We start from the raw sequence: 19,715 nt of genomic DNA, 5'->3' as shown, positions 1-19,715 counted from the left end.
ACTTGCCGAAACCGTTACAACGCGCGCAGTATCCGATTGAGCATCGGCCCCAGCACTTTAAACGATGCCGGTGAAACGATGTCGACGTGGGCGCAGTCCAGCTCGTGAACCTGTAGCGAATCCACATAATGTGACCAGGTCTGCTGCACGTCCATGCCGGCCTGCAAGGTGCGCTTCGCCACAAACAGCGTGGCTTCGCCGTTGAAGCGCGCCGTGCTGGTGGCCGAAAGCAGCCTCACAGAATCCGCATAGTTGGCTTCAATCTTGTCAAACATCGAGTGTCGACCGCCGCCTTCCGCCGGTTCGAGCGACTCTTCGGAAACCGCGATAAACCGCTCGCGTTCGCGCTGAATCTCTTTCAACACGTTGTCGTCGAGCATCACGTCCCAGTTTTGCGTTTCCGGCGGATAGGTATCCAGCAGTCCAAGGAATGCCACCTCTTCGCCTCGCGCCTGCAAACGTGCCGCGATGCCCTGCGCCAGCGTGCCTCCCAGCGAATAGCCGATGAAGTGGTAAGGGCCGTGCGGCTGCACACTCAGCACCGTTTGCAGATGCGCGTCGCATACCTGGTCCATATTGTCGCTGGTTGCAAGGGGTCCGGCAGGTTGCGGCGACTGAATGCCGACCACTGACCACTGCTGGTCGATGTAGCGAGGCAACACGCTGAACTGCCAGGAAAAACCGGAAGCCGGATGCAGACAGAACAATGTCGGACCGGTTGCGCTACGCAGCGGCAATACGGACTCGAAACCACAGTTGTCGGCCTCGGCTTGCGACGGTTCCTCGCCCAGCAGGGCCGCAAGCTGTTCGATTCTTGAAGCAACCATGATCTGCCCGACGGTGACCGGCCTGTCCAGCTCGCGACGAAGCTGCGCAGCCAGACGCATCGCCAGCAGGGAATGACCGCCGAGGGCAAAGAAATCGTCGTCGGCATACACTTTTTCACGCGACAACAGGCCTGCCACGGCGCGGGCAATGTGCGTTTCAAGGCCCGGTTGCGGCTCACGACCTTGTGTCTGCTGCGCCGCTTGCGGCTGCGGCAATGCCTTGCGGTCAAGCTTGCCGTTGGCGCTCAGCGGTAACGTCGGCAAGGCCACCAGCGCGACCGGCACCATGTGTGGCGGCAGCAAGTCGCCGAGCGAACGGCGCAGTGCGTCGAGATCCAGCGTAATGTCCGGCTGTGCGACCAGATAGCCTACCAGCTGACGGGCATCGCCGCCGGTCGCGTCCTGCGGCGCATTACCCAGCGTCAGCGCATGGGTTACGGCCTGCGCCACGCCCGGCAGGGAAAGCAAGGCATGGTCGATATCGCTCAGCTCGATGCGCTGGCCGCGAATTTTCAGCTGGAAATCGCTGCGGCCAAGGTATTCCACGGCACCGGTCGGCAGCCAGCGCGCGACATCGCCGGTGCGATACATGCGCCCGCCGTTGCCGAGCGGGTCGGCCACAAAGCGGCTGGCAGTGAGATCCGGACGTCCGAGATAGCCGTGCGCCAACTGTACGCCGGTGAGATAGAGATCGCCTGCGACACCCGGCGGCACCGGTTGCAGTCGGCCGTCGAGAATGCGCAGACCCGTATTCCACACCGGCAGGCCGATAGGCACGTTGGCCCCTTTGACTTCGGCCAGCGCCTCGCCATAGGCCGGATGATAACTGACGTCGACGGCGGCTTCGGTCGGCCCGTAAAGGTTATGCAGAGCAACCCCGACGCGGCGCTGCCACAGACGGCACAGCTCGGCGGGCAAGGCTTCGCCGCTGCAGAATACCTGACGCAGCGACGCGCACTGCGCGATTGCATCCGGCTCTTCGAGTGTGGCGACAAAGGCGGCCAGCATCGACGGCACGAAATGCAGGGTTGTAATCTGGTGTGCGGCAATCAACTGCTGCAATTGTTCCGGGTCGCGGTGCGCTTCGGGCGGAGCCATCACCAGTTTTGCACCCACGATCAGCGGCCAGAAGAATTCCCATACGGACACGTCGAAGCTGCTCGGCGTTTTTTGCAAGACGGCATCGCTGCCATCCATCGGATACGCGTTTTGCATCCACAGCAGGCGGTTCACAATGGCCTGATGGCCGACAACCACGCCTTTTGGTCTGCCGGTCGACCCTGAAGTAAAGATCAGATACGCTGGATCTTCTGAGGAAGTTCGGATAAAAGTCTGAGGTAAATCTGATCTCAGGGAAAGCGGCGCGTCATAGATCATCACATTGCCCTTGCGGGCAAAGCGCGCCAACTGGGTATTATCAGTAATAATCAGACGTGGCGAGGCATCTTCAATCATCATCGCCAGACGATCGTCAGGGTAACTGGTGTCCATCGGCAGATAGGCCGCACCGACTTCCACAATCGCCATCAGCGCCAGCGACAGGAATACAGAACGCGGCAGCGCCACGGCAACGATATCGCCGCGTTGCACGCCCTGTTCCACCAGCCGCTGTGCCAGTGCAACAACCTGTTCGCGCGTTTCACGATAGGTAAAGTGGTGCTGCGCATCGACCAGCGCCACACGGTCTGGCGTTTTCGTGGCCTGTTCGGCCAGAAGATGGCTAAGCGTTGTGCTGGCAACCGGCGTGGCCGTGCGGTTTACACGACGGATCAAGGCGTGATCGTCGGCGGTCAGCATGTCGGCTTCTCCGCTCAACAGCGCAGGATTGTCCGCGAACTGGGCCAGCAACAGCGGCAGACGCTGCAAATGCGCCTTGAGCTCTTCCGGCTGGTAACGCTCGGCGTTGGCCAGCAGATCAACCGTCAGTTGACCGGCTTCATCGATATACATGGCGATTTCAAGGTCGCGCACCGGACCGGAGGTCAGCTCGTGGGTAACGCCCTGCATGCCGTTGAAATCCAGACGGAAATCAAACATCTTGAAGTTGAAGACGGTGCCATAGAGCGGCTGGGCATCGCCAACGCCGCCGACATCGCGCTGAATTTGTTCGGCATCGTAACGCTGATGGCGACGAGCTTTTTCAACTCGCGGGAGATTTCGGCCGCCACTTCCACCAAGGTGTGCTGCGGCGCGACATTGAATGCCACCGGCAGAACGTTGATGACCGGCCCCGTGGCGCACAGGGCAGCCGATCCCATACGGCGCATAAAGATAAAACCGGCACCGAAGTCCGTTTGACCGCTCAGGCGTGAAACCCACAGCGATACCAGCGCCAGCGCCATATCGGATGGCGTCAACTTGTGCGGCTCCCCGGCGGCTGTCAGTTGGGCAAATTGCTGCGGCGAGCAGGCCTGGGAAAGACGGAAGATGTGCGTCGACGGCACTTGTCCGGCCAGCGGCTGCGGGCTAAGGCTTGCAGCGGGCGGCAGTTGACGCGCCTTCTCCAGCCAGAACTGTTTGTCGCGCTGACACACGGAAGAGTGTTCATAGTGTTGATACTCCTCCACGACGTCCCTGAAAGGAACAAAAGGAGTCGGCTCGGGCGGTTGCTGCTGGCAGAGGGCGGTATAAAGGTGCGCGATACGGCGCGCGATGGCGGTAAAGCTGAAGGCATCGACAATAACGTGGTGATAGCGCTGATACCAGAACCAGCGGTCTTGCGCCACGCGGATAAGGACGTGGCGGAACAGCGGCAGGCCGTCGGCGACACGCAGTTGCCCGTTGAGATCCTGCTGCATCAAGGCCAGTGCGGCAGCCTGCTGATCTTCCACCGGCCGACCGGCCAGCGCGGGATTGGATAACGCGCGATCGTAGAGATCGACCCACTCGATTTCGGGCAGGGCAGCGGCGGTGTCAACCCACTGCATCGGCACGCCGTCCTGCTCCTCGAAACGCATGCGCAGCGTATCGGCTTCGGCCAGCCCCTGCGAGATGGCATCAATCATGCGATCGCGGTCAAGCTGGCCGGTCAATTCAATATAGTGCGCCACAGCATAGGCGTTGTCGTGGGGAGAGAGTTGGTCTGCTACCCAGATCCCAGGCTGTGCGGCCACCAGCGGCATGGCGTCACGCTGAACGGGCTGAATGTTGGAAAGCGGTAATGTTGAAGTCACGTCTTGCACCCTGAATACTCCTGATGATTAATCTCTGGCCGACTCCTTCGGCACGGTCTTTGTCGCGTTGCTGGCGCGATACCCTACGAAGCCGGCTGCAGAGTGGGCCAATGGCTCTCGAGCCAGGTTATGCACTCGGCACGCGCTGTCGGCCCGAATACCGGCTGCCAGCCTGCCGGGATCGCGCTGAAATCGGGCCACAGGCTGTATTGCTGCTGGCCGTTTTGCACCACCAGAGTGGGCTGTTGTTCGTCATCAAAAGGATTAAGCTTTTCCACGATGCGCTCCTGCTGTAATCGTATCCAAAGTAAATGAGAGCGGAGGCTGATGGCTGACGAAATCGTCGGCCCACAGCGCTTCCAGCCCGTCGAGCAATCCGCCACGCCAGCACAATGCGTCGTGCCCGCCTTCGACCACGCGGTAATGCACCTGGTGATCGGTATGCCTGAAAATATTGACCAGACTGTCGTTGACCTTATGGATCAGCCCTTCGTGGCGTCCCGCTTCCATAAAGATTTTCAGGGGGCTGTTTTTACCCAATCCCTGCGCGACCTGTTTGGGCAGCCAGCAGGCATCTTCCGGCACAGCATCGCCTTGCAGCATGTCGCGGCGCGGCCACCAGAAGGAGCCGGATTGCGCCAGCACGCAGCCAAAACGCTGTGGCCAGTTGAGTCCGGCATACAGCGACGACAGGCCGCCGAAGCTCTGGCCTGCCACCACGGTTTTGGCGGGATCTTGCGTGTGCGGCGCACGCCGTGCAATGTCGGGCAGCAACTCTTCCTGCACCGCCTGCCAGAAATCAGGATTGCAGGTCAGTTCCCTGCCGCGCTGCTGGCTGTCTATCACCTCAATCAGCACATAGACGGCAGCGGGCAATTTTCCCTGCGCCGTCTGCTGCATCAGAGGTTCCCAGATGGGCATCTTCTGAGACCAGAACTGCCCGTCGAGCAGAACGGCCAGCGGACGTGAAGCCGGATGGGCACCTTCGCCGGTGCTGTAGATCCACACATTGCGCGTGTTGCCAAGACGCGGACTGTTCCATTGATAGCGTTGAATATTCGCCGGTGCTGCGGGAATGCAACGCCCGTTCGAGGTGGCGTAACTGTCGAACTCCTGCCATGCAGGCTGAGGCGGCGCATCAGGCAGATGAATGCCGGAGAGCGCGTGGCCCTTCGCGCCTGCCCATGAACGATGCGGATTCAGCAGGTCGTGAGTCGCACTGGCAAACAGCGTGCGCCACCAGCTGCGCACCGCGAACATGCGGTCAAAATCTCCGTCGGTTTCGGCGGTAAAGGCACGCTCGTCGACGCTCGGAATAAAGCTGTAGCTGCCACGCCAGTCGGACTTCAGCGTAATCTGCCAATACCAGACATCGGTTCCGTTCAATCGCTGCAGGCTTTGCGGCGGAGAAGACTGATGATGGTCCGTCAGGCAGTTGATATTGACCCAGACCCGTTTGTAGGGAGAGGTATATTCGCTCCCCTGCGGATCGCGCCAGAAGAAGGTGACGTTGCAAAGCCCTTCACCTGAACGCTCAATCCATGGCGTTCCACGTCGGGCCACTTCCAGCCACCAGCCGTTGCTTCCTGCGTGCTTGCTGTTGAGCAGCGTATGGCTTGCCGAGGTAGACGGTGTATGCAGACAATCTGATTTCAAAACACTTACTCTTCATGTGGCGACAAAAACATTCAGAACGTACCGAGGGCTTAAAAATAGCGTCCTGAACCTTTCTTAAGGATATAAAGAATAGTATTGATAATTATTTGCATTTGCAATAGGAGGGCGCCGGGTGACGGGCCGACTTTGCTTCCTCTACATTTTGATTGAGAAAATTCAATGAATAAGCGAGGGTAGAAACCTCTTTTGCGTCTTTGGAGAACACGATGGATTTTACCTCTCAACCTTTGCTGGCTCAGTCACTTAAGCCCGGCGATACCCTGGGTTTTTTCTCCTCCTCTTCCCCTGTGACGGTGACGGCGCCCCACCGTTTCGCGCGTGCCCAGCGTTTTCTGCAAGACAAGGGCTTCTCTCTGAAGGCGGGCAATCTAACCGGCAAGGCGGATTTCTATCGCGCAGGAACGATTGCGGAAAGGGCCGAAGAGTTGAATCAGCTATTGCGGGATCCGCAGGTGCGCTGCGTGATGTCGACGATTGGCGGCATGAACAGCAATGCGCTGCTGCCCTATCTCGATTATGACGCCATTCGCGCCGACCCCAAGATTATCATCGGCTATTCGGATACTACCGCGCTGCTGCTCGGCATTTATGCCAAAACCGGCCTCATTACTTTTTATGGCCCCGCACTGGTCGCCTCGTTCGGCGAATTTCCGCCGCTGGTCGATGTGACCTGGAACGCGTTTTCCGACCTGCTGACCGGCTCGCCCACCCTGCCCTATACCTATCCTCTTCCGGATGTCTGGAGTGATGAAAAGCTCAACTGGGACACGCGCACGCCGGAACGCCCGAAAACGCTCTACCCCAACGATTGCCGGTTTCTCGGCTCGGGGCGTGTGACGGGCCGGGTCATCGGCGGCAATCTGAATACGTTGTCGGGTATTTGGGGCAGCCCTTATATGCCTGCTATTCGGCACGGAGACATTCTGTTTATCGAGGACAGTCTCAAAGATATTGCCACCGTCGAACGCGCCTTTTCGATGCTGAAAATCAACGGCGTGTTCGACAGGGTGTCGGCTGTCCTGCTTGGAAAACACGAGCTGTTCAATGATGCCAACAGTGGACGTCGTCCGGTTGACGTGCTGCTTGAGGTGATGAACGACAAGCGGCTGCCCATCGTCGACGGTTTCGACTGTTGTCATACGCATCCGATGCTGACCCTGCCGTTGGGCGGAAAAATAGCGATCGATTTCGATCGTGAAAAGGTCGCGATTCTCGCCCCTTATTTAATCCCATAAAACTAACTGCTTGTGTCGCAAAGGCATTGCGTGATCTGCCACCCAAAACCCAAACAAAGCCCTTACGCAAACTACAATTAACTTTTGATTGACATAGTATTAACACATTCATAAGGAGAACAATGATGAGCCAATCTCACAAGCACCCTGTTCCTGCCTCCATTGCGGAACACGCCCTGATTACGCCTGAGAAATATGAGCAATATTATCAATTGTCTGTGGAAGATCCGGACGCATTCTGGGGCGAACAGGCCAAAGTGATCGACTGGATCAAACCTTTCACCAAAGTGAAAAACACCTCTTTTGCACCGGGCAATATCGACATTCGCTGGTTTGAAGACGGCACCCTGAATCTGGCGGCCAACTGTCTTGATCGTCATCTCGCCGAGCGCGGCGATCAGGTCGCTATCATCTGGGAAGGCGACGATCCCAAGGCGGAGAACAAGTTCGTAACCTATAAACAGCTGCATGAAGATGTCTGCAAATTCGCCAACGTTTTGAAAGATAAAGGCATTGGCAAAGGCGACGTGGTCGCAATCTATATGCCGATGGTGCCGGAAGCGGCGGTTGCCATGCTGGCCTGCGCACGCATCGGCGCAGTGCATTCGGTGATTTTCGCCGGTTTCTCGCCGGAAGCGGTGGCGGGCCGAATTATCGATTCCAATGCCAAGCTGGTGATAACCGCCGACGAAGGGCTGCGCGCCGGGCGAACCATTCCATTGAAGCAGAACGTCGATGATGCGCTGAAAAATCCGGCCGTCGTGACGGTAAGCCATGTGATTGTCTATCAACGCACCGGTAAAAAAGGCGAGTGGAAAGAAGGACGCGATCTATGGTGGCACGAGGTTACGGCCAACGCCTCCGGGGATTGCCCGCCGACCGAAATGAAGGCCGAAGATCCGCTGTTCATTCTCTATACCTCGGGGTCGACCGGCAAACCCAAAGGCGTGCTGCATACTACCGGCGGTTATCTGGTCTATGCGGCGCTGACCTTCAAATACACCTTTGATTATCATGCCGGAGATGTGTACTGGTGTACCGCCGACGTGGGCTGGGTGACAGGGCACAGCTATCTGCTGTACGGACCGCTGGCCGTCGGTGCCGTCACCCTGATGTTCGAGGGTGTGCCGAACCATCCGACCACCAACCGCATGTCGCAGGTTATCGACAAGCATCAGGTCAATATCCTCTATACCGCTCCGACCGCTATCCGGGCGCTGATGGCCGAAGGCGACAAGGCGATTGAAGGCACCAGCCGCAGTTCGCTGCGTATCATGGGCACAGTGGGCGAACCTATCAATCCAGAAGCCTGGGAGTGGTACTACAAGACGATTGGCAACAGCCAATGCCCTATCGTCGATACCTGGTGGCAGACGGAAACCGGCGGTTTCATGATAACCCCGCTGCCGGGCGCGACCGAATTGAAAGCCGGCTCTGCAACGCGTCCCTTCTTCGGCGTGCAGCCAGCGCTGGTCGATAACGAGGGCAATCCGCAGGAAGGCGCGACAGAGGGCAATCTGGTTATCATCGACTCCTGGCCGGGTCAGGCGCGTACGCTTTACGGCGACCATGAGCGCTTCGAGCAGACCTATTTCTCGACCTTCAAGAATATGTACTTCAGCGGTGACGGCGCGCGTCGTGACGAAGACGGTTATTACTGGATAACGGGCCGTGTCGATGACGTGCTCAATATCTCGGGCCACCGTCTGGGCACCGCCGAAATTGAATCGGCGCTGGTGTCGCATCCAAAAATCGCCGAAGCGGCGGTTGTGGGCTTCCCGCACAGCATCAAGGGACAGGCGATTTATGCCTACGTCACGCTGAATCACGGCGAAGAACCTACGCCGGAACTCTATACCGAAGTGCGCAACTGGGTGCGCAAAGAGATAGGCCCCATCGCAACGCCGGATATCCTGCACTGGACGGATTCGCTGCCAAAAACGCGTTCCGGAAAAATCATGCGCCGTATTCTGCGCAAAATCGCTGCGGGTGATACCAGCAACTTCGGCGATACCTCTACCCTCGCCGATCCTGGCGTGGTCGACAAGCTGTTGGAAGAAAAACAATCAATGAAAGCGTCGTCATAATTTTCACCGCCCTGGCGCGGTGAACTCAATCAATGCCTCATAGGAGTCGTGTCGATGAATGATCTCATTTATCAAAAGGTTGAAAGTAATCCGCGCTTTAAAGAGTTGGTGTATAAACGCAGCCGGTTCGCCTGGCTGCTTTCCATTATCACGTTGGTACTGTACGTCGGATTTATCTTTCTGATTGCCTTCGAGCCCCAGTGGCTGGGGACGCCGCTTTACGAGGGCGCGACCATCACGCGGGGCATCCCGGTAGGCGTCGGCCTCATCGTCATCTCCTTTGTCATGACCGGTATTTATGTAGTGCGCGCCAATGGCGAATTTGACCACCTGACGGCCGATATCGTGCGCGAGGTGCAACCATGAACGCCCGTCGTCTGGGTGTTCTGGCGCTGCTGGCGCTTAGTTTCTCCGGCTGGGCTGCGGAAGGAATTGCAGGCGCAGTCAGGAAACAACCGCTGAATATCGAAGCCATCATCATGTTCGTGCTGTTTGTCGGCGCAACGCTGTATATCACCTATTGGGCTTCTAAACGCACACGTTCCCGGCAGGATTACTATACGGCGGGCGGACAGATAACGGGCCTGCAAAACGGCCTGGCGATTGCCGGGGATTTCATGTCTGCGGCGTCTTTCCTCGGCATTTCGGCATTGGTGTATACCTCCGGTTATGACGGCCTGATCTACTCGATAGGCTTTCTGATTGGCTGGCCGATCATTTTGTTTCTCATCGCCGAGCGCCTGCGTAATCTGGGCAAATATACTTTTGCCGACGTCGCCTCCTATCGCCTTAAGCAGAAACCGATTCGCACCCTGTCGGCCTGTGGCTCGCTGGTAGTGGTCGCGCTTTACCTGATTGCGCAGATGGTGGGGGCGGGTAAGCTTATCCAGCTGCTGTTTGGGCTCAACTATCTGGTGGCGGTCATTCTGGTCGGCATTTTGATGGTGATGTATGTGCTGGTTCGGCGGAATGCTGGCGACTACCTGGGTGCAGATTATCAAGGCGGTACTGCTTCTGGCAGGGGCGAGCTTTATGGCGCTGATGGTAATGAAATCCGTTGGTTTCAACTTCAATACGCTGTTTACGCAGGCGGTGGCGGTACATCCGAAAGGCATTGCGATAATGAGCCCGGGGGGACTCGTCTCCGACCCCGTATCGGCACTTTCACTGGGTCTCGCGCTGATGTTTGGTACCGCGGGCCTGCCGCACATCCTGATGCGTTTCTTTACGGTCAACGATGCGAAAGAAGCGCGTAAGAGTGTGTTTTATGCCACCGGTTTTATCGGCTATTTCTATATTCTGACCTTTATTATCGGCTTTGGCGCTATCGTGCTGGTGAGTTCCAATCCTGATTTCAAGGATGCGGCAGGTGCGCTGCTTGGCGGCAATAACATGGCGGCGGTACATTTGGCCAACGCCGTCGGGGGGAGTTTCTTCCTGGGCTTTATCTCTGCGGTAGCCTTCGCCACGATTCTGGCTGTTGTTGCCGGTTTGACATTGGCGGGTGCGTCAGCCGTTTCCCATGACCTGTACGCCAGCGTAGTAAAAGATGGCAAGGCAACGGAAAGAGCCGAACTGCGCGTGTCGAAGATTACGGTTATCGTGCTGGGAATTGTCGCGATCGCGCTGGGCATTCTGTTCGAAAAGCAGAATATTGCCTTTATGGTGGGACTCGCTTTCTCGATAGCGGCCAGCTGTAACTTCCCCATCATCCTGCTTTCAATGTACTGGGCGAAACTGACCACGCGCGGCGCAATGATTGGTGGCTGGCTGGGGCTGCTGACGGCGGTAATCCTGATGATTCTTGGCCCGACAATCTGGGTGCAGATCCTGGGTCATGCCAAGCCCATCTACCCTTACGAATACCCGGCGCTGTTCTCGATGATCGTGGCATTTATCGGTATCTGGTTCTTCTCGATAACCGATAAATCGGCTTCGGGTGAACAGGAAAGAGCCCGTTTCTGGCCACAGTTTGTTCGTTCGCAAACCGGTATTGGAATATCGCAGAGCAGTAAACACTGATTAATGACGGGTAAAGCAACAAAAAAGGGCCTCGATCGACAGATCGAGGCCTTTTCTTTATGATTTTTCATGATTTACAGACACAAAAAAACCCCAGTCTTTCGACTGAGGTTTTTCCGTTTGTTTGATGCCTGGCAGTTCCCTACTCTCGCATGGGGAGACCCCACACTACCATCGGCGCTACGGCGTTTCACTTCTGAGTTCGGCATGGGGTCAGGTGGGACCACCGCGCTAGTGCCGCCAGGCAAATTCTTTTAAAACTTGACGCTTTATTTCTGGTGCTGATACCCAGAGTCGAACTGGGGACCTCACCCTTACCAAGGGTGCGCTCTACCAACTGAGCCATATCAGCATACTAATCTACAACAAGCCAAACGGTTAACGTCACGTTCAACTTTAAATTTGATGCCTGGCAGTTCCCTACTCTCGCATGGGGAGACCCCACACTACCATCGGCGCTACGGCGTTTCACTTCTGAGTTCGGCATGGGGTCAGGTGGGACCACCGCGCTACTGCCGCCAGGCAAATTCTGTTTATTTTCACCGCCTTCCCCTACTGCGGGCCGGCCATGAAAACCAATCTTCGAACAAGCTGATAGTTAAAACTGCGTCTCTCTAAAACACCTTCGGTGTTGTAAGGTTAAGCCTCACGGGTCATTAGTACTGGTTAGCTCAATGCATCGCTGCACTTACACACCCAGCCTATCAACGTCTTGGTCTTAAACGTCCCTTCAGGGGGCTTATAGCCCCAGGGAAGACTCATCTCGAGGCAAGTTTCGCGCTTAGATGCTTTCAGCGCTTATCTTTTCCGCATTTAGCTACCGGGCAATGCCATTGGCATGACAACCCGAACACCAGTGATGCGTCCACTCCGGTCCTCTCGTACTAGGAGCAGCCCCTCTCAATCTTCCAACGCCCACGGCAGATAGGGACCGAACTGTCTCACGACGTTCTAAACCCAGCTCGCGTACCACTTTAAACGGCGAACAGCCGTACCCTTGGGACCTACTTCAGCCCCAGGATGTGATGAGCCGACATCGAGGTGCCAAACACCGCCGTCGATATGAACTCTTGGGCGGTATCAGCCTGTTATCCCCGGAGTACCTTTTATCCGTTGAGCGATGGCCCTTCCATTCAGAACCACCGGATCACTATGACCTACTTTCGTACCTGCTCGAGCCGTCACTCTCGCAGTCAAGCTAGCTTATGCCATTGCACTAACCTCACGATGTCCGACCGTGATTAGCTAACCTTCGTGCTCCTCCGTTACTCTTTGGGAGGAGACCGCCCCAGTCAAACTACCCACCAGACACTGTCCTCACCCCAGATTATGGGGCCGAGTTAGAACATCAAACATTAAAGGGTGGTATTTCAAGGTTGGCTCCACGCAGACTGGCGTCCACGCTTCAAAGCCTCCCACCTATCCTACACATCAAGGCTCAATGTTCAGTGTCAAGCTATAGTAAAGGTTCACGGGGTCTTTCCGTCTTGCCGCGGGTACACTGCATCTTCACAGCGAGTTCAATTTCACTGAGTCTCGGGTGGAGACAGCCTGGCCATCATTACGCCATTCGTGCAGGTCGGAACTTACCCGACAAGGAATTTCGCTACCTTAGGACCGTTATAGTTACGGCCGCCGTTTACCGGGGCTTCGATCAAGAGCTTCTCCTTGCGGATAACCCCATCAATTAACCTTCCGGCACCGGGCAGGCGTCACACCGTATACGTCCACTTTCGTGTTTGCACAGTGCTGTGTTTTTATTAAACAGTTGCAGCCAGCTGGTATCTTCGACTGTCTTCGGCTCGGGAAGCAAGTTCCTCCACCTAGCGACAGCGTGCCTTCTCCCGAAGTTACGGCACCATTTTGCCTAGTTCCTTCACCCGAGTTCTCTCAAGCGCCTGAGTATTCTCTACCTGACCACCTGTGTCGGTTTGGGGTACGATTCAATGTTACCTGATGCTTAGAGGCTTTTCCTGGAAGTGCGGCATCAACTGCTTCATCACCGTAGTGACTCGTCATCACGCCTCGGGGTTAAGGTGTACCGGATTTACCAGGAACACCCCCTACACGCTTAAACCGGGACAACCGTCGCCCGGCCAGCCTAGCCCTCTCCGTCCCCCCTTCGCAGTAACACCGAGTACAGGAATATTAACCTGTTTCCCATCGACTACGCCTTTCGGCCTCGCCTTAGGGGTCGACTCACCCTGCCCCGATTAACGTTGGACAGGAACCCTTGGTCTTCCGGCGTGCGGGTTTTTCACCCGCATTATCGTTACTTATGTCAGCATTCGCACTTCTGATACCTCCAGCAGACCTCACAGTCCACCTTCGACGGCTTACAGAACGCTCCCCTACCCAACAACGCCTAAGCGTCGCTGCCGCAGCTTCGGTGCATGGTTTAGCCCCGTTACATCTTCCGCGCAGGCCGACTCGACCAGTGAGCTATTACGCTTTCTTTAAATGATGGCTGCTTCTAAGCCAACATCCTGGCTGTCTATGCCTTCCCACATCGTTTCCCACTTAACCATGACTTTGGGACCTTAGCTGGCGGTCTGGGTTGTTTCCCTCTTCACGACGGACGTTAGCACCCGCCGTGTGTCTCCCGTGATAACATTCTTCGGTATTCGCAGTTTGCATCGAGTTGGTAAGCCGGGATGGCCCCCTAGTCGAAACAGTGCTCTACCCCCGAAGATGAGTTCACGAGGCGCTACCTAAATAGCTTTCGGGGAGAACCAGCTATCTCCCGGTTTGATTGGCCTTTCACCCCCAGCCACAAGTCATCCGCTAATTTTTCAACATTAGTCGGTTCGGTCCTCCAGTTAGTGTTACCCAACCTTCAACCTGCCCATGGCTAGATCACCGGGTTTCGGGTCTATACCTTGCAACTTGACGCCCAGTTAAGACTCGGTTTCCCTACGGCTCCCCTATACGGTTAACCTTGCTACAAAATATAAGTCGCTGACCCATTATACAAAAGGTACGCAGTCACACCACGAAGGTGCTCCCACTGCTTGTACGTACACGGTTTCAGGTTCTATTTCACTCCCCTCGCCGGGGTTCTTTTCGCCTTTCCCTCACGGTACTGGTTCACTATCGGTCAGTCAGGAGTATTTAGCCTTGGAGGATGGTCCCCCCATATTCAGACAGGATGTCACGTGTCCCGCCCTACTCATCGAACTCACAATCTGTGCGCTTTTGTGTACGGGAGTATCACCCTGTACCCTGCGACCTTCCAGACGCTTCCACTAACGCACAAACTGATTCAGGTTCTGGGCTGTTCCCCGTTCGCTCGCCGCTACTGGGGGAATCTCGGTTGATTTCTTTTCCTCGGGGTACTTAGATGTTTCAGTTCCCCCGGTTCGCCTCGCATGGCTATGTATTCACCATGCGATAGTGTGACGTATCACACTGGGTTTCCCCATTCGGGTATCGTCGGGTATAACGGTTCATATCACCTTACCGACGCTTTTCGCAGATTAGCACGCCCTTCATCGCCTCTGACTGCCTAGGCATCCACCGTGTACGCTTAGTCGCTTAACCTCACAACCCGAAGGTGTCTTTGCAGACGCGTTCGAAGCCGTGATTATTTGAGAGACTCTGCTGCAGGTTACTTTCCACCCAATACTTCTACGGGGGCAGATTTCAGCTGCAGCGTTTCAATTTTTCAGCTTGTTCCAGATTGTTAAAGAGCAATATCTCAAACACGACTCGTTGAAGTCATCTTTAAGATATGAGTTTGCAAAAACTCGGTGACAACGTCTTTCACGCGTTGTCGATGGCGTCCCCAAGGGGATTCGAACCCCTGTTACAGCCGTGAAAGGGCAGTGTCCTAGGCCTCTAGACGATGGGGACCCGAAATTTTTCTATCGAATCACCGATTCGATAATTTCGGGTAAGGGCGAGATTTTTCCATGAAAAATCGAGCGGCAATGTTATTTGTCGCTACCCTCACCGAATGGTGATGCTCTTGCTCGTTTACATCTATCAGACAATCTGTGTGGACACTGCACAATGCGTATCTTGAGGTAAGGAGGTGATCCAACCGCAGGTTCCCCTACGGTTACCTTGTTACGACTTCACCCCAGTCATGAATCACAAAGTGGTAAGCGCCCTCCCGAAGGTTAAGCTACCTACTTCTTTTGCAACCCACTCCCATGGTGTGACGGGCGGTGTGTACAAGGCCCGGGAACGTATTCACCGTAGCATTCTGATCTACGATTACTAGCGATTCCGACTTCATGGAGTCGAGTTGCAGACTCCAATCCGGACTACGACGCACTTTATGAGGTCCGCTTGCTCTCGCGAGTTCGCTTCTCTTTGTATGCGCCATTGTAGCACGTGTGTAGCCCTACTCGTAAGGGCCATGATGACTTGACGTCATCCCCACCTTCCTCCGGTTTATCACCGGCAGTCTCCTTTGAGTTCCCGACATTACTCGCTGGCAACAAAGGATAAGGGTTGCGCTCGTTGCGGGACTTAACCCAACATTTCACAACACGAGCTGACGACAGCCATGCAGCACCTGTCTCAGAGTTCCCGAAGGCACTAAGCTATCTCTAGCGAATTCTCTGGATGTCAAGAGTAGGTAAGGTTCTTCGCGTTGCATCGAATTAAACCACATGCTCCACCGCTTGTGCGGGCCCCCGTCAATTCATTTGAGTTTTAACCTTGCGGCCGTACTCCCCAGGCGGTCGACTTAACGCGTTAGCTCCGGAAGCCACGCCTCAAGGGCACAACCTCCAAGTCGACATCGTTTACAGCGTGGACTACCAGGGTATCTAATCCTGTTTGCTCCCCACGCTTTCGCACCTGAGCGTCAGTCTTTGTCCAGGGGGCCGCCTTCGCCACCGGTATTCCTCCAGATCTCTACGCATTTCACCGCTACACCTGGAATTCTACCCCCTCTACAAGACTCTAGCTTGCCAGTTTCAAATGCAGTTCCCAAGTTAAGCTCGGGGATTTCACATCTGACTTAACAAACCGCCTGCGTGCGCTTTACGCCCAGTAATTCCGATTAACGCTTGCACCCTCCGTATTACCGCGGCTGCTGGCACGGAGTTAGCCGGTGCTTCTTCTGCGAGTAACGTCAATCGCTGCAGCTATTAACTACAACGCCTTCCTCCTCGCTGAAAGTGCTTTACAACCCTAAGGCCTTCTTCACACACGCGGCATGGCTGCATCAGGCTTGCGCCCATTGTGCAATATTCCCCACTGCTGCCTCCCGTAGGAGTCTGGACCGTGTCTCAGTTCCAGTGTGGCTGGTCATCCTCTCAGACCAGCTAGGGATCGTCGCCTAGGTGAGCCATTACCCCACCTACTAGCTAATCCCATCTGGGCACATCCGATGGCGTGAGGCCCGAAGGTCCCCCACTTTGGTCTTGCGACATCATGCGGTATTAGCTACCGTTTCCAGTAGTTATCCCCCTCCATCAGGCAGTTTCCCAGACATTACTCACCCGTCCGCCGCTCGTCACCCAGAGAGCAAGCTCTCCCGTGCTACCGCTCGACTTGCATGTGTTAGGCCTGCCGCCAGCGTTCAATCTGAGCCATGATCAAACTCTTCAATTAAAAGTTCGATTTGCTGAAACCAGTTCAGCGATGCTCAAAGTTACTTCACATCATTCATAATGAATTACTGCTTGGTCACTCTAAGACTTGATATTTTTTGCCACCGAGGTGGCGGATATCGTCTTGTGAGTGCCCACACAGATTGTCTGATAAATTGTTAAAGAGCAGTGAGTTACGCGCTTTCGCTTGCTAACTCGAGGTGGCGTATATTACGCTTTCCTCATTTGATGTCAACCGTTTATTTCGTCGGTCACCATCATTTTTAATTCTTCCCGACTCGTTCACACCGCGTTGCTGCTGCGTTGTTCCCTGTCGTTGGAGCGGCATTATAGGGATCCGAATTTTTTGCACAAGTGTTTTTTGATCTTTTAATTCTGACTGCCTGTTTTTCGCTCCCTTCGTGGATATCTTGGTCGATCCGCCCATTTTATCAACGATCTAAAAGGGCTACACTGCGTATTCATTGATCCAATGTTTATATTACGGCGTCATCTGTATTGAGAAAGGGGTAAGGATATGTCCGGGGTTTTACGTTCTTATAAAGGAATTCGTCCAAAACTGGGCGATCGCGTCATGGTTGATACCACGAGCGTGGTGATAGGCGATGTCGATCTGGCCGATGACGTCAGTATCTGGCCATTGGTGGCCATTCGCGGCGACGTCAATAATGTGGTCATCGGCTGTCGCAGCAATATTCAGGACGGCAGCGTTCTGCATGTGACACATCAGTCGACACAAAACCCGCACGGCTTTCCTCTCATCATTGGGGAAGACGTTACGGTCGGCCATAAAGCCATGCTGCACGGATGTACCCTTGGCAACCGCGTGCTGGTCGGGATGGGTTCGATAGTGCTCGATGGCGCCATAATAGAAGATGACGTCATGATTGGAGCAGGCAGCCTGGTCCCGCCCGGGAAAAGGCTGGAAAGTGGCTATCTCTATCTAGGGAGTCCGGTCAGGCAGGTTCGCGAGCTGAGTGCCGCCGAAATTGCGGGCTTAACCTATTCCTCTTCCAACTATGTTAAATGGAAAGATGTTTATCTCGAGGAAGAAAAAGCGTTGTCTTGATGCTTCTATATAGAGAAAGGGGATCTCGTCGAGATCCCCAGAGGTTTATTGCGCCAGATCCTGCTTCAGTTGTCTGAGCACCGGTTCTATTTCCGGCATTACGCCGTGCCAGAGGTAAAAGGCGTGCGCGGCTTGCCCCACCAGCATACCCAGGCCGTCGGCAGTCTGACTTGCGCCCTGCCGTTTCGCCCATTGTATAAACGGCGTTTCGCCTGCCTGATAGAACATGTCATAGACACGGGTTGCAGCAGAAATAACGGAAACCGGCAAGGCCGGCACATCGCCGCTGATGCCGGAAGCCGTAGCGTTGATAATTAAATCGAATTCGAGTCCGGACAACGCGTCCAGCGCTACCGCAGCGATTGCGCCTTTGTCAGCAAAGAGAGTTTGCAGATGCTGCGCACGCTCAAAGGTGCGATTGGTCACGGTGACAGAGCAGCCGTTATCCAGCAATGGCAGAATGACGCCGCGCGCCGCGCCGCCCGCGCCCACCAGCAAAACCCTGTCGCCCGTTTTTAGCATATCAAGACGCTGTAGATCGCTAATCATGCCAATGCCGTCAGTGTTATCGCCGAGAATGCGGCCGTCATCCAGCTTCTTCAAGGTATTGACTGCACCACTCAAGGCAGCACGTTCAGAAAGCTCATCCGACTCGGCATAAGCGCGCTCTTTGAAAGGCACGGTGATATTGGCGCCCTTTGCCCCGCCATTGAAGAAGTTGTGCAGGGTTTTCTCAAACTCGTCGTGCGGTGCCAAAACTGTTCCATATAGATGGGCAATTCCGGTTTGCTGAGCAAAAAGGGCATGAATGCGCGGCGATTTACTGTGGCTGACAGGATTTCCGAATACAGCGAAAGAGGACATGCAGTCTTTCCTTAACCTTGGCGTATGAGTTCACCGGTAGCGGCGTCTTTGATTTCTGAAGGATTCTGACGACCGCCAACTTCCCCTTCCAGCACCGGGAAGTCTTCTCCAAATTGCAGTCTGACTTCACTGGCCGTGCGGCAAGGAGGCAGGGTTGTCAGATTGGCACTGGTTGAAACCAGCGGCTTGCCGTACTGACGACACAGCGCCTTTACCAACGGGTGATCGCTGACACGCACCGCAAGCGAACTAAAGCGTCCCGTCAACCATTGTGGCGTGGTGGGTTTGGCAGGCATTACCCAGGTTACCGGCCCCGGCCAACTGGCAAAAATCTGTTCGCGTCGTTCGGCGCTCAACTGCGTGTCATCAATATAAGGGAGAAGTTGTTCATAGCTGTCGGCGATGAGGATCAGCCCTTTTTCGCGCGGCCTTTGTTTTAAAGCCAATAATGCTTCCACAGCCTGGTTCGCTATCGGGGTCACAACCCAGACCGAAAACGGCCTCGGTCGGATAGGCAATGACCTGCTGGAGTTCGAGTGCCTGCACAATGGCAGGCAGAGTAGAGTCTGGTTTTGTGCTCATCACGTTTTAATCTGCTTTTGCTACGGCTTTACCGCATAACTTACTGGCACAAAAGAGTTTGATTCCCTGTGCCGTTTTCTTTTCCATGAGTAATGGATACTGACAGTGCTCGCACGTGCCGGCCACCGGCTTGTTGTTGATGGCAAACTGGCAATCGGGATAGCGGGAACAGGCATGAAACGCCTTGCCGAATCGCGATTTTCTCTGCACTAAATGGCCCTGACCGCACTGCGGGCACGACAATGTTGTTTCTTCGGGTTTATCGATGACTTCCGTGTGATCGCATGCCGGATAATCCGAGCAGCCAATAAACATGCCGAAACGTCCCTGACGCAAAACCAGCGTTGACTGGCATTTCGGACAGTGCTGTCCGTCGAGCACTTTGACGATGTGGCCATCAGCCTGGGCTTTCAACGGGCGGATGTACTGGCATTCAGGATAGCTGGAACAGCCGAGAAAAGGGCCGTGGCGACCACTGCGGATCACCAGATCGGCCCCACATTCCGGACAGATTTCATTTTGCTTCCCGGCAAAAAGCGTTGCTTTAGTCATACTCTGTGATTTACCTGTTATCTGTCGCCATGCAATCGCTGCCTAAGCAGCGGCATTGCA

General features: G+C 55.3%; 8 protein-coding genes, 2 tRNA genes, 4 rRNA genes and 3 pseudogenes. 5 read left to right on the top strand and 12 right to left on the bottom strand.

The genetic code is table 11. The features are described from left to right. Positions 1 to 14: 14 nt before the first annotated feature. The 3 genes and pseudogenes from O1V66_RS19175 to fes all read right to left on the bottom strand — a co-directional run bounded on the left by O1V66_RS19175 (position 15) and on the right by fes (position 5,656). Positions 15 to 3,949 (bottom strand): annotated as a pseudogene (locus O1V66_RS19175) (amino acid adenylation domain-containing protein). A gap of 134 nt (positions 3,950 to 4,083) precedes the next feature. Beyond that, a complete protein-coding gene (locus O1V66_RS19170) occupies positions 4,084 to 4,278 on the bottom strand; it encodes an MbtH family protein (protein ID WP_045048946.1) in 195 nt (64 codons plus the stop codon). Then, a complete protein-coding gene (gene fes, locus O1V66_RS19165; protein WP_072045103.1) occupies positions 4,265 to 5,656 on the bottom strand; it encodes an enterochelin esterase in 1,392 nt (463 codons plus the stop codon). Before fes ends, O1V66_RS19170 begins: the two co-directional genes overlap by 14 nt. Positions 5,657 to 5,883: 227 nt before the next feature. On the opposite strand from fes, the gene O1V66_RS19160 reads away from it, so the two are divergent. From O1V66_RS19160 to actP, 4 genes and pseudogenes are all read left to right on the top strand, one after another. Next, complete coding sequence (locus tag O1V66_RS19160; protein ID WP_045048945.1) at positions 5,884 to 6,912, top strand: S66 family peptidase; 1,029 nt, start codon at positions 5,884 to 5,886, stop codon at positions 6,910 to 6,912. 125 nt (positions 6,913 to 7,037) lie between these two features. After that, positions 7,038 to 8,999, top strand: a complete 1,962-nt coding sequence (acs, locus tag O1V66_RS19155; RefSeq protein ID WP_269128367.1) for an acetate--CoA ligase — start codon at positions 7,038 to 7,040, stop codon at positions 8,997 to 8,999. A 54-nt stretch (positions 9,000 to 9,053) separates the two neighbouring features. Further along, entirely contained in the window at positions 9,054 to 9,365 is a 312-nt protein-coding gene (locus O1V66_RS19150) for a DUF485 domain-containing protein (RefSeq protein WP_045048943.1), read from the top strand. Further along, a pseudogene (gene actP / locus O1V66_RS19145) lies at positions 9,362 to 11,021 on the top strand (cation/acetate symporter ActP). The gene O1V66_RS19150 and the pseudogene actP overlap by 4 nt, the downstream one beginning before the upstream one ends. 129 nt (positions 11,022 to 11,150) lie before the next feature. On the opposite strand, the gene rrf (O1V66_RS19140) reads toward actP, so the two are convergent. From rrf (O1V66_RS19140) to O1V66_RS19115, 6 genes are all read right to left on the bottom strand, one after another. Next, positions 11,151 to 11,266, bottom strand: a 5S ribosomal RNA gene (gene rrf, locus O1V66_RS19140). Between the two features lie 31 nt (positions 11,267 to 11,297). Continuing rightward, a tRNA-Thr gene (locus O1V66_RS19135) sits at positions 11,298 to 11,373 on the bottom strand. A gap of 55 nt (positions 11,374 to 11,428) precedes the next feature. Beyond that, positions 11,429 to 11,544: ribosomal RNA gene (rrf, locus tag O1V66_RS19130) — 5S ribosomal RNA — on the bottom strand. A 112-nt stretch (positions 11,545 to 11,656) separates the two neighbouring features. After that, positions 11,657 to 14,561: ribosomal RNA gene (locus O1V66_RS19125) — 23S ribosomal RNA — on the bottom strand. A 236-nt stretch (positions 14,562 to 14,797) separates the two neighbouring features. After that, a tRNA-Glu gene (locus tag O1V66_RS19120) sits at positions 14,798 to 14,873 on the bottom strand. A gap of 174 nt (positions 14,874 to 15,047) precedes the next feature. Continuing rightward, positions 15,048 to 16,589, bottom strand: a 16S ribosomal RNA gene (locus O1V66_RS19115). Together the 16S, 23S and 5S rRNA genes with 2 tRNA genes alongside form the textbook arrangement of a ribosomal RNA operon. A 516-nt stretch (positions 16,590 to 17,105) precedes the next feature. Between O1V66_RS19115 and O1V66_RS19110 the strand changes: the two genes are divergently transcribed. Then, on the top strand, positions 17,106 to 17,657 hold the full coding sequence (locus O1V66_RS19110) for a gamma carbonic anhydrase family protein (protein WP_045049870.1): 552 nt from the start codon (positions 17,106 to 17,108) through the stop codon (positions 17,655 to 17,657). A gap of 45 nt (positions 17,658 to 17,702) precedes the next feature. On the opposite strand, the gene aroE is transcribed toward O1V66_RS19110, so the two are convergent. The 3 genes and pseudogenes from aroE to O1V66_RS19095 all read right to left on the bottom strand — a co-directional run bounded on the left by aroE (position 17,703) and on the right by O1V66_RS19095 (position 19,655). Beyond that, a complete protein-coding gene (gene aroE, locus O1V66_RS19105; protein WP_045049869.1) occupies positions 17,703 to 18,521 on the bottom strand; it encodes a shikimate dehydrogenase in 819 nt (272 codons plus the stop codon). Between the two features lie 11 nt (positions 18,522 to 18,532). Continuing rightward, positions 18,533 to 19,103 (bottom strand): annotated as a pseudogene (gene tsaC, locus O1V66_RS19100) (L-threonylcarbamoyladenylate synthase type 1 TsaC). Positions 19,104 to 19,109: 6 nt separating this feature from the next. Further along, on the bottom strand, positions 19,110 to 19,655 hold the full coding sequence (locus O1V66_RS19095; RefSeq protein WP_045049867.1) for a DNA topoisomerase family protein: 546 nt from the start codon (positions 19,653 to 19,655) through the stop codon (positions 19,110 to 19,112). Positions 19,656 to 19,715: the final 60 nt, after the last annotated feature.

The sequence above is a fragment of the Rouxiella chamberiensis genome (genome assembly GCF_026967475.1).
Lineage (GTDB): Bacteria > Pseudomonadota > Gammaproteobacteria > Enterobacterales > Enterobacteriaceae > Rouxiella > Rouxiella chamberiensis.
The sequence above is the reverse complement of the archived record's forward strand: the minus strand, read 5'-3'. Positions and strand labels throughout refer to the sequence as shown.